We start from the raw sequence: 12,140 nt of genomic DNA, 5'->3' as shown, positions 1-12,140 counted from the left end.
CCATTTTGTGTAAACCATCTTGAGGATGTGTTCTTGATTAGAAGTGTAAGGCCTAGATATAATTGATTCAACAATATTGTCACATTTTATTACATATTTTTGTTATATTTATTATCACAAAAGAGTATACACCATTATTTCTAAACCAATTGATCGCGCCTAAAAACAAAAAACACCCCAAAAAGGCACACATGCGCCTTTTCAGGGCGTCTTTCATTTCGAAAGCGCCAAATCCGCTCCGATGACTCCGACAATTTGACCGTTATAATCCGTAATGGGAGCGGACACCGTGACGCAAAGATGTTTCGTCAATGCCGATACATACGGATCGGAAACGTACACTGTTCCTCCGCTGGCTTCCTGAAACCACGACCGGACTTTGGCGTTGACCAATCCGGCCGGCGGGTTCGAATACACAAACGTGCCATCAAGACGATTCGACCAGACGGCCTCAATTTCTCCGTTCTGGGATAAAAATTGGTCCAGCACTCGTCGGTGCATGGCCTCATCCATTTGTTCCAACGGAGCTGACTGAAGCAAAGCCGATAATTTATGAATCGTGTTTTTCACCACCGCATCATCTACAGAAATCGTTTCCCTCATCCAATCACGCCCGATCGTTTGTTGCAGCTCCTCCGCTGTCTTTTGCAACGCTTCGTTAATGCGTAAAATCTGTCCGACGCTCTCGTGCTGTTCGTTCATATCCGCAGTCACTCGCTCGACAAACCGTTGATTTTCCCGGCTCAATTGCACGATTTCTTCAAGCAGGCCGGCGATTTCTTTCACGCTGTCCGACTGTCCAGACGCCGACTGGACAGAAGAGGAGACGAGATCCGTCATATCATTCAGCTGCCGCTGCAACGAATGAAGGAACGCCATAATCGCTTCCATCTCTTTTTCTTCGACATCGATTTGCTTTGTTTCTTCGCGAACGATATCGGTCGTCGCTGCGATTTCGCGTTGAATGAGCGACAAAATGTCTTGCGTTTGCTGGACGGCTTCGGACGTTTGGCTCGCCAGCATGCCGATTTCGCGCGCAACGACCGCAAACCCGCGCCCGTGTTCTCCAGCACGGGCTGCTTCAATATTGGCGTTTAGCGACAAAATTTTCGTTTTCTGTGAAATCTCGCCGATCGCCGATATAATTTGGTTGATGCGTTGAGAATGATGAACGAGGTGGTTCATTTGTTTCAACAACGTTTCATGGTGGGAGCGCAATGTTCGAATTTCCTTTTGCAACGTTTCTAATGAATTCCATGAATGCAGCCATTGTTCAGAAAACTGCCGGCTGCTTGCATGAATGTCGTTCGAAGATGCGGCAATTTCCTTAGCCGCTTCCTCGATTGCCCGCATTTTTTTCGCCACTTTTTCTGTATACTCCACCGTTTTTTCGCTGTGATCCATCAGCTCTGCTGCACTGTTCCGGCTTGAATCGGAAATGTCATTGAGCAAAAGCGCTGCCAGCTTCATCTGTTCCATCGCCGCCTTGAGCTGATCGACGGCCACGACAATTTGCCTAGCGATTTGTTTTCGTTCTTCCCGCTTTTCCTCCTGCCGAGGCCAATCGGATTCACGCCTTGTTTTTCTCTCCGCGCGTCTCGCAAAAATCAATGGGCGTCACTCCTTATGTAATATTTTATTACATGATTATAACATAAAATGAATGAAAGGAACATGTGAAACAAACGAAGCCCATCAAAAAAATAAGGCTGTCTTAACATAAGGTAGAACTAGGTAGAAGACTGGGGAAAAACGGCTATTTCCTCAACATCGCCTGTTTGCGGATGGAAAGAAAGATTGTCGTCATGCAGTTTTTCAATTTGATAAAGCTCTTTTCTAGAATGTTTTTTCCATTTCATCACAGAGTCTAGAGGGCTGGTGATTTAGTACAAAAGGTTGCTGATCCCAGACGTTTTTCAATTAGATAAACCTTGCGAGACAATCTTTCTTTTTTGGCGAAATGCCGCTGATTTGCACGTGACAGCTATTTTTCACCTACCTTCTATAGATACGGTTCTGAAGAAAAGAGGCTGTCTTAAAAAAGAGGCTTGCCACAAAGCGACCATATCTCGTTTTCCATCAATGGGTTTATGCGTATATCCGATAATACGAAAAGGTGTCCCGCCTTTTAGGACACCTTCCGTTCTGCCGTCAGAGAACCACATTCAACAGCAAGACGAAAATAAACGCCACCACCGAAATAATCGTCTCCATCGCCGTCCATGTCATGAGCGTTTCTTTGACGGTCATGCCGAAATATTCTTTGATCATCCAGAAGCCGGAGTCGTTGACGTGCGACAAGATCAAGGATCCGGCTCCGGTTGCCAAGACGAGCAGTTCCACGTTCGTACCCGGCATGGTGGCCGCAATCGGCGCAACAATGCCCGCAGCAGTCATCATCGACACAGTCGCTGACCCGGTCGCCACGCGGATGAGAGCGGCGATGCCCCAGCCTAACAGGAACGGGGATAAGTGCGAGTGTTTCGCCACTTCAGCGATTTGTTCGCCGATGCCGGAATCAAGAAGCACTTCCGACGATGATCGAATAAAGAATCGTCTTTCCGACATCTGCTTTAAAGATGCCGACAGCCGCCATCGCCGCCGGATGCGGCGGGACAAGGCCGTGCATGACGGACAAACCGGCGACAAGCGGAATGCCAATCGTCACAAGTGAAATGCCGGTTTCCATCGCAATCGTAAAGACGAGCGGAATGAGCAATACAAACCCTACTTAGAAAAAGACTGGAATCCCGACTAAAAAAGCGACGACCATCATCGCCCAGTGGACGCGTTTTTGGCCAAAGCGGTCGATCAACGTTTTCGCAATGCGCTCAGCGCCGCCCGATTCGGCCATCATTTTGCCGAGCATCGTCCCGAGCGCCAAGACGATAGCTAAAAAGCCAAGCGTATTGCCAAGCCCCGCTTTAATGGAGTCGATAATCCCCGGCGTTTCTGGCGACGGAGCGACAAGCGGCATCCCCATCGCCAGTCCGACGCCAACGGACACTAAAATTAATGCGACAAACGGATGCATTTTCACCGCCGTAATGAGCAATAACAAAACGATAATAGCGGCAATAACAATGGCAATTCCCATCTGCGTCTCCTCCTTGCGTTTTTCTTATTGCTTTATAGATAAATCGATTTAGCCCTTACTAAAGCAAACGTTTTCAGTTTTGTTTAAGAGAGAGGGGCTAAATCGATTTAGTAACCGTCAGGTCGGAGCCCTAAACCGATTTAGGATTTGCCCCTTTTACCCATTGCGTCGCTGAAACGCAGCGATCACATCAAATTCTTCCTTCAATCGCTCATACAAACGAGCATACAAATCAAACAGCTCGGCGTAAATGAGCGTATGGGCTTCGTTCGGCTCATGGCGAGCGATCGTGCTGATCCATGTTTTCGCCATCTCAAGCGACGGCAATTCGCCTAATGCATGAAGCGCCACCGCGGCCGCTCCTAACGCTGAAGCCTCGTGCGTCTGCGGCACAATCAGCGGTTTGCCGAGCACATCGGCAAGCATTTGCCGCCAAAACGGCGATTTGGCAAATCCGCCCGAGACGCGGATTTCTGACATCGGCCCGGTTGCGTCGCGAATGGCCAAGGCGACGGATAGGATGCTGAAGCAGACGCCTTCCATCACGGCGCGGATGAAATGCTCGCGCTTATGGTGCAGGCCGAGGCCGAAAAACGTTCCGCGCGCATTGGCATTCCAATACGGCGCCCGCTCGCCCGATAAAAACGGCAAAAACACCAGCCCCTCAGATCCAGGCGGGACACGTTCGGCGTATTTCGTCAACAAATCGTATGGATCCATTCCGAGCTTTTTCGCCACTTCCCGCTCCTGGGCGCCGAACTCATCGCGCAGCCAGCGAAGCAAAATGCCCCCGTTGTTCGTCGGACCGCCGACGACCCAATAGCCGGGCGTCAACGCATAACAAAACGTCCGCCCTTTTTCATCGGTTGTCGGTTTTGCCGCGATCGTCCGCACCGCCCCGCTCGTCCCGATTGTAATCGCTGCTTCGCCCGGAAGCACCGCCCCGACACCGACATTGGCGAGCACGCCGTCGCTCGCGCCGATGACGACGGGCACGTCAGGGGGCACCCCCATTTTTTCCGCCCATTCTCTTTTCATGCCGGTCATGACATGAGTGGCTGGAACGAGCCGCGGAAGCTGGTCGCGGCGAATGCCGACAAGGGCGAGCGCCTCCTCATCCCAATCGAGCGTGTCCAACCGGAATAAACCAGTCGCCGATGCCATCGAATGGTCAGCGACGTAATCACCGTACAGACGATATAGCACATAGTCTTTCACCGACACAAACCGGTGCGCTTGGTGAAACACATCCCGTCGTTCTTCTCTGAGCCAAAGCAGCTTTACGAGCGGCGACATCGGGTGGATCGGTGTCCCCGTCCGCCGATAAATATCACGCCCGTTCTGTTCTTTCAACAGCCGCTCCGCTTGGGCGACGCTCCGGTTGTCCGCCCAGATCATGAGGCGGGTAAGCGGCCGCCCGGATTCATCAAGCACCATGATCGAATGCATCGCCGCGCTTAAGCCCATAGCTTTCACTTGCTTAGGGCGAATGCCATAGCGGACTGTCACCGCTCCGACCGCTTGAATGACCGCCGCAAACAGCTCATCCGGATCCTGCTCCGCAAACCCCGGATGCGGCTGGATGATCGGATAGTCGATCGCATGAGAGGCCAGCACTCGTCCCTGTTCGCCAAACACAACGGCTTTCGTGCTCGTCGTCCCGATGTCCACACCGATGACGACACGTTCATGAATCTTCATCGTTTCTCCTCCCTTCTTTGCCATTTCCCCGTTTGATCCATGTCCGCTCCATCAATGCCGGGGAGAAACGAAACACGCGCGGGCTGTCGGCATGATTCGAATCCATTTGTTCAAACACGCGCTCCGCCGCTTTTTTTCCCATCGCAAACGTTGGCTGGGCGATCGTCGTCAACGCCGGTGTATAAATATCGGCAAACGGCACATCATCAATATTGATGATCGCCAGTTCGGCCGGCATGCGGATGCCCGTCTCCTTCACAAACCGCAAAACGCCCATTAACGTCAAGTCGTTAATCGCAAACAAGGCGTTCGGCCGCTCCGATTCCATGAACCGCTTCTTCAGCTCCCCAGGCAGCGCGGCAGGTTCAGCGGCGATGACGTTTTGATCGCCGACTTCAAATCCCCTTTTCTCCATGGCCGCCCGAAACCCTTCAAATCGCTCCATCCGCGGCACGTTGTAAGGGACAAGCGGCGGGGTGACAATGGCAATCCGCTCGTAGCCATAGGAAGCGAAATACTGAACCGCCATTTCCGCTGCACCTGCATTATCAAGCAGCACGCTGTCCGCCTCCACCCCCGGCACCATCCGGTCGACAAACACAAGCGGAAAGCGCTCCTCCACAAGGCGGCGGTAGACCTCTTCATTTTTCCCTGTCGGAAACACGATCAGCCCGTCCACTTGTTTCGCCAGCAACATGTCAACATATTTTTTCTCCTTTTCCGGATCATCGCCGGAGTTGCAGACAATGACTTGAAACCCGCGCTTTTGGCATTCCTCTTCAATGGCGTGCAGCACTTGCGTCGTCAACATATGAAGCATGTTGAACACAATCACGCCAATGGTCGCTGTCGTCTTTTGCTTTAAGCTGCGAGCGATGACGTTCGGCTGATAGCCAAGTTCCTCAATCGCTTGAGCGATGCGCTTTCTTGTTTCCTCGCTCATATATTCATAGCGTTTGTTCAAGTATTGCGAGACCGTGCTTTTCGAAACGTTGGCCAATTTCGCGACATCGGCCATCGTTACTTTTTTCAACTGGGATCCCTCTTTCAGACTAAATCGATTTAGTTCAAAAGCGTTTTCATAAACCGGTTTAGCTTTATTATAAAACAAGTGAAAGCGGTTCACAATATTTTTTCATCAACATTAGGAGAAACAAAGATGGGATGAAGTGCGAATGCTTAATGAGGAAATAGGCGGCGAACTACTCGCGCTTCCCTTTGCTTAAAACGGGAACTCCTCAGTTCCACGACGAAACCAGTCTTTCGTCTCCCTGAGCGCCGCCTCGGGTCGTCCCAACCCCATTGATGGAAAAGTCTTAGTAGTGCTGGCTTCCAAAGCTAACGAAAGGGGAGATAGTGAGATCCCTCGTAGGTACGATAAAAACTCCGTTGTGGAGGTCCGCTTCCATGGCGTTATCCAAGTTTCAATCCCTCATAGGTACGATAAAAACGAGGCGCTTTCGGGCTTCTCCGATATAATGTCGCAGAGTTTCAATCCCTCATAGGTACGATAAAAACCCGTAACAGAAACTACTAATGATGTTGCGCTAGCTAGTTTCAATCCCTCATAGGTACGATAAAAACTCCCAAACAATACGCATAACAACAAGCTTTTCCCTCTAACGCCATTTTCAGAATATCACGTTTCAAAAATTCTGTCAATATTGTTCATCCTTGATGGCGGTAGGATTTCGGCGTAAAAAAAGATTGTCGTCGATCCCCCGGGGTTTTTGCACGATTGGGGGTCGACGACAATGAAAAAATCATTAATAATCGCTATAGTCTTTTGTTTTCGTCCATTTGATCGTACTCTTCCCTCACCGCCGCCACAAGCGGGTGCGCACTCTCAAGCCCCGCGTATTGCCGAAGCGCGCCTTCGATTCCGTGCTGGGCGATCGTTTGCTGGAGGGCGGCGGCTTCCGCATCGCGGCTGTCATCGAACCGCAGCAGGGCGGCGATTCCTTTGGCCAAACCATGCGGGACTTTGCCGAATAAGGCGCAATATTGCACTGCTGGAGCGACGAGACGGTCGTTCGGCCCGAGCTTGCGGATCGGCGAGCGGGCGACGCGGAGGATGTCGTCGGACAGCGACGGATTCATGAAGCGGCCGATCGTCGTGTCGATATACGCGTGGTGCTCTTTTTCGCTCCAACCGTGCTTTTTCACTAAGACCGCTCCCGACTCGCTGAGCGCTTGCTCGACATTCAATCGAATACCTTCATCGTTCATCGCTTCCTGGACGGTTTTGTAGTTTCGCAGATACCCTAAGTAAGCGGCCAACGCATGGCCGGTGTTGACGGTAAATAACTTTCGTTCAATATACGGCCCTAAGTCAGCGACAAAATGCGCTCCTTGAATCGGCGGAACAGTGCCGATGACGTTTCGCGCCTCAATCGCCCATTCGAAAAACGGTTCCACCGTGACGGCGAGTGGATCGTCATTCGTCTGATTCGGCACGATGCGGTCGACCGCACAGTTGAGAAAGCCGACATGTTCGCTCGCCAACTGTTGTTCGGCTTCGGAAAGGTGGGCAAGGACGTGCTGTTTCAACGCCTCTGTGCCGGCGATCATGTTTTCACACGCGATGACGTGAAGCGGCTTTTGTTGGATGGCGAACCGCCGCTGGAGCCCTGCAGCAACAACGGGAGCGATCGCTGGCAAAATAGGTGGGCCGACGGCGGTTGTCACCAAATCAGCGTCTGCAATCACCTCGATGACCTTCTCCCGCTCCGTTTGGCTGTTCAGGGCCGAAACGCCGCGCACCCATTGTTCTTCTCGCTGCTCGCCGGCGACAATGACGCGATACTCCCCCCGCTCTTTCAGCAAACGGACGATTTGTTCATTGACATCAACGAACACGACGTCATATCCCGACGCCGCCAGCAGACTGCCGATAAAGCCGCGGCCGATGTTGCCGGCGCCAAAGTGGACGGCCCGCATCAGCCGTTCACCTCATTGAGCAGCGCAAGAATTTCTTCTTCCGTTTTGGCGTTCGCCATTGCTTCGACATTGGCTGCTTCGGCACAGACGAGTGCGAGTTTCGAAAGAATGTCTAAATGTTCCCCATCTTTGCCGGCAATGCCGATCACGATCGTGGCCATGTTGCCGCCGCCAAAATCGACGCCGTCTGGAACTTGCACGATCGAAATGCCGGACTGTTTCACGAGCGCTTTTGCCGCTTCCGTTCCGTGCGGAATGGCGACGTTGTTGCCGATATACGTTGATGTCAGTTCTTCCCGTTCAAGCATCGCATCAACATATGCTGGGGCGACATATCCTTGCTTGACCAGCACCTCGCCGGCGAGGCGGATCGCCTCTTCTTTCGTTTTTGGTTGCGCATTGAGCACAATGTTTTCTTTGTTTAAAATCGAATGGGTCAACATCCGTTTCACTCCTTCATCGATATCCAATAATCATCGAAAAATTGTTCCAAATGACCGCTAATAAGCGAATACACTTCGTCTTCGCCGCCATAAGCCAACGTGGCCGCGCTTTGCTCGTCCTTTACGAGCAACGTGCTCACATGGCTTAATACTGAAAGCACCTCTTCATCCGCATCAGCAGGACCGAGAAGCAACACGACCGTGTTGATCTCCATCGGCTCCCCGTCCATCCCCGCCACCGTTTGCGGCGAATCAAGTCGGTACATCGTCAGCGACGGACGAAGGACAGCGAAGCTTCGAGCGTGGTAAAGCGCCAGCGTCGTGCCAGGGACGCCAAGCCCGCCAAGCGACTCGCGGCGCCGCAGCTCCTCGACGACGACATCGGCATCGACAATGACGCCGCTTCGTTCGAGGCGGCGGCACGCGTCCGTCAATATTTCATGAACAGAGCGCCTCTTGACCACTTCAAGGGAAAAACCGTCCAAAATGTGGACGATCGTCTCGCTGATGCGGCGAACCGCCTTCATCGTGTCAATGATTGGCTTGTTTCGCCGTGCGGTCGGCTCTTTCTCCATCCGTTTGGCAGCGGATGTTTTCCTCTCTAAATGCTCGCGAATCTTCCGCGCTTCCTCCTCGGTCAGCATCGGGCTGACGACGATATGCGGCCCATACTCCTCGGGAAGCGGCACGGTCGAGATGACGAGATCGTACGCGCTGACATCTTTTCCTTTCCATTCAAACGCGGAAGCTTGTTCCAGCGAAACAATGTCCGGAATCTCTTTTTTCAGCCTCATCGCTAAAATTTTCGCCGTCCCAAGCCCGCTCGAACAAATGACTAACACCCGCCAGCCTTTTTTCTCCCGCATGAGCGCGGCCGCAAAATGGAGCACCAAATAGCCAATCTCCTCATCCGGGATCGGAATGTCGCCAAACAGCTGCCGCGCCCCATCTGCGACAATGGCGAACAGCTCCGCATAGTCTTGTTTGATTTGATCAAGCAGCGGATTGGCGACCCCCATTCCGTGTTCGAGGCGATACAGAGCCGGCTTTAAATGGACGACAAGGTCTTCGTATAACGTACGGTCGGTGGATAAATCAACGCCGAGCTTATCACTGACAGAGCGGATGAGTTGCTGCGCTTTCATGCCAACGGTTAAGCTCGGTTCTTCCATCATCGTTCCTTGACGGTTGCGCCATTTCGCTCCCATCAAGTGCATCGTCATATAGCCGACTTCTTCGTTAGGGATGTCAACGTCAAAGACTTTTTCTAACGATTCAGCGAGCTCATGCGCGATCTCATATTCTTTCGTCGCTTGCAACGCCTGCAAATCCCGCGGATCGAAGTGGATCGCTTCTCCCCGCTTGATGCGCTCCATGGCGAGCGCCAAATGGACGACGAAGGCGATGTACGAGCTGTCGGCCATCGTAAACGGAAGCTTTTCTTTCACTTGCTCGATTTGCTGCTCAATGATGGCGAGCTTTTTTCTGTCCACAAGCCCGAGCAGCTTCTCCGCCACGGTGTCAAGCGGAGCGTCCGCCCGTTTTTGGATCGTCTCTTTCATCAATGCCAAAAATTCGTGTTCATCAACATGGCGGAACAACAAGTCGCTCATCAAGCTCCGTTTCGCTGATTCCGAACCGGCAAGCTCCACCCCGTATCCACGCTTGCGGATGAGCGAAAGCCCGTACGCTTCTACCGTTTGTTCCAATTTGTCCAAATCCAAGCTGACAGTGGCGACCGTGACGTTCAAGTCATGGGCCAATGTGACGAGTTTCACTGGCTCGTTGGCTTCCAACAGCGCAATTAAAATCATGAGCTGCCGCTCTTCGGGGGTGTATTCATGATGAGAAAGGCGAAACAGCTCTGCGGCCAGCGCCTGCTTGTTTTCCTCTTCCCCGACGAGGCGGATGCCGACTCCTGCTCTTTTCGCGAGCTTAAGCCCATAGCGGCGGAAGACCGATTCCAAACCTTGCAAATCACGATGAACCGTGCGGGCGCTGACATTCAGTTCCTCCGCCAATTCGCCGACCGTTATGTCCCTATCGTCCGCCAACAACCGTTCAAGCAACTTCCGCTCCCGTGCCGATACGTACATCGCCGTTCACCTCCCATCACGGAACAGCATTGTTGACATTTTTGAAATAAATCTTTGCCTCTTCCATCCTTATTGTAAGGGCTTTTTTCTTGATTTGACAATGAATAGATGTTTCGTTTTCGTCATTGTTATTGTTGACAGATTTTAATTTTGCATGTATTTTTCTCTTTCGTCGTTTAACGAAGTTCACCGCGGTCGGGCACATCCATGCGGATGGGAGCGGAGAAAAGTGCCCCTAGCCGTCGAGGTAAACGCGAAATCACAAAGCAAAACGCAGGGGGAACGCCATTTCCCCTGCGTCTCATGCCGATTTACGCGTTCTTTTTCAATTGCTCGATCAATTCATCGTATTTCGGGCTGTTTAAGAAGTTTTCGACCGATACATGGTACGCATTTGGCAACTTCGCCTTCGCCCGGTCGGTCAAGTTTTGATGGGTGACGACGATGTCGGCGTCGGCCGGAAGCTGGTTGATCGCTGTATTCGTCACTTCGATATCGAGCCCGGCCTTTTGTACTTTGTTGCGCAAAATCGATGCTCCCATCGCGCTCGAGCCCATTCCCGCATCACACGCGAACACAATTTTCTTCACGCGGCCAGGAACCGCTTGGGCCACAGCTGCCGAAGCGGCTTCTTTCTGTTGCAACGCGGCAGCCACTTGGCTCTTTTTTCCTTTCAGCTGTTCCATTTTTTCCGTTGCTTTCGTCAACTCTTCTTCCTCTTCGGATTGTTTCGCCGCTTTTAAGAAAATCGAAGCGACGAGGAACGACACCGCTGCAGCGACGAACACGCCGGCTAGCACGCCGAAATAATTCCCTTTCGGCGTCATCGCCAGCAAGGCGAAAATGCTTCCCGGCGACGGCACCGCCACCAGCCCGGCATGGAGCACCGTAAACGTGAACACGCCGCTCACGCCGCCCGCCATGGCTGCCAAAATCAAAATCGGTCGCATGAGAATGTACGGGAAGTAAATTTCATGAATCCCGCCAAGGAAGTGGATAATGACTGCCCCCGGCGCCGATTGTTTCGCCATCCCCTTGCCAAACAGCCAATACGCCAGCAAAATCCCCAACCCCGGACCAGGGTTCGTTTCCAGCAAGAACAAAATCGATTTCCCGGTTTTCGCCGCTTGTTCCACGCCAAGCGGGCTTAAAATTCCATGGTTGATCGCATTGTTCAAGAACAGCACTTTCCCCGGCTCGATGAACAAGTTCGCCAGCGGCAATAAGTGCCAATCAATGATTTTTTCCACTCCTGCCGCTAACGTTTTACTGATCACAGAAATGACCGGGCCAACCCCTTTAAAGGCGAGCAGCGTCAACACGCCGCCGACAATCCCGGCCGAAAAGTTGTTGACGAGCATCTCAAACCCTTGTTTCACTTTTCCTTGGAAGAGCCCGTCTACCTTTTTGATCACATAACCGCCAAGCGGCCCCATGATCATCGCGCCTAAAAACATCGGGATTTCCGAACCAACGATGACCCCCATCGTCGCCGTCGCCCCCACGACTCCTCCGCGGACGTCGTACACCATTTTGCCGCCCGTATAGCCAATCAACAGCGGCAGCAAATACGTAATCATCGGACCGACGAGCTTCGCAAACGTCTCGTTCGGCAGCCAGCCGGTCGGGATAAACAGGGCGGTAATCAGCCCCCAGGCGATAAACGCCCCGATATTCGGCATAATCATGCCGCTCAAATAACCGCCAAACCGTTGAACCTTCACACGGAAGCCTGTTTCGTTTCCGGTTGTATGCGTCATAAAGCTGTTCCTCCTTTTCTGCTTGACTGTACCTTTATCTTAAAACGCTTACAACCGGCCTTCAATGATAAGTAAACGCGATTTTGTCAAGGGGGTTGTTGAC

The 12,140-nt window shown here is 52.2% G+C and carries 7 protein-coding genes and 1 pseudogene; all 8 read right to left on the bottom strand.

Going from position 1 to position 12,140, the window contains the following annotated elements; translation table 11 throughout:
• Window positions 1–213 precede the first annotated feature (213 nt).
• A complete protein-coding gene (locus B1A75_RS05875) occupies window positions 214–1,611 on the bottom strand; it encodes a methyl-accepting chemotaxis protein (RefSeq protein ID WP_079935892.1) in 1,398 nt (465 codons plus the stop codon).
• 540 nt (window positions 1,612–2,151) lie between these two features.
• Window positions 2,152–3,097: pseudogene (locus tag B1A75_RS05870) on the bottom strand (GntT/GntP/DsdX family permease).
• A gap of 156 nt (window positions 3,098–3,253) precedes the next feature.
• Window positions 3,254–4,798 carry a gluconokinase gene (locus B1A75_RS05865; protein WP_079935891.1) on the bottom strand — a complete coding sequence of 515 codons (1,545 nt, stop codon included), beginning with the start codon at window positions 4,796–4,798 and terminating at the stop codon, window positions 3,254–3,256.
• Window positions 4,785–5,831 (bottom strand): LacI family DNA-binding transcriptional regulator, encoded by a 1,047-nt coding sequence (locus tag B1A75_RS05860; protein ID WP_079935890.1) that lies wholly within the window; start codon window positions 5,829–5,831, stop codon window positions 4,785–4,787. Before B1A75_RS05860 ends, B1A75_RS05865 begins: the two co-directional genes overlap by 14 nt.
• A 743-nt stretch (window positions 5,832–6,574) precedes the next feature.
• On the bottom strand, window positions 6,575–7,738 hold the full coding sequence (locus B1A75_RS05855; RefSeq protein WP_011231431.1) for a mannitol-1-phosphate 5-dehydrogenase: 1,164 nt from the start codon (window positions 7,736–7,738) through the stop codon (window positions 6,575–6,577).
• Window positions 7,738–8,181 (bottom strand): PTS mannitol transporter subunit IIA, encoded by a 444-nt coding sequence (locus tag B1A75_RS05850; RefSeq protein ID WP_041467875.1) that lies wholly within the window; start codon window positions 8,179–8,181, stop codon window positions 7,738–7,740. The genes B1A75_RS05855 and B1A75_RS05850 overlap by 1 nt, the downstream gene beginning before the upstream one ends.
• A 5-nt stretch (window positions 8,182–8,186) precedes the next feature.
• A complete protein-coding gene (locus tag B1A75_RS05845) occupies window positions 8,187–10,277 on the bottom strand; it encodes a BglG family transcription antiterminator (RefSeq protein ID WP_079935889.1) in 2,091 nt (696 codons plus the stop codon).
• A gap of 311 nt (window positions 10,278–10,588) precedes the next feature.
• A complete protein-coding gene (locus B1A75_RS05835; protein WP_079935888.1) occupies window positions 10,589–12,037 on the bottom strand; it encodes a PTS mannitol transporter subunit IIBC in 1,449 nt (482 codons plus the stop codon).
• Window positions 12,038–12,140: the final 103 nt, after the last annotated feature.

This window comes from Geobacillus sp. LEMMY01, assembly GCF_002042905.1.
In the GTDB taxonomy this organism is placed as follows: Bacteria; Bacillota; Bacilli; order Bacillales; family Anoxybacillaceae; genus Geobacillus; species Geobacillus proteiniphilus.
Note: the sequence above shows the minus strand (reverse complement) of the source record. Positions and strands in the feature narration are given on the sequence as shown.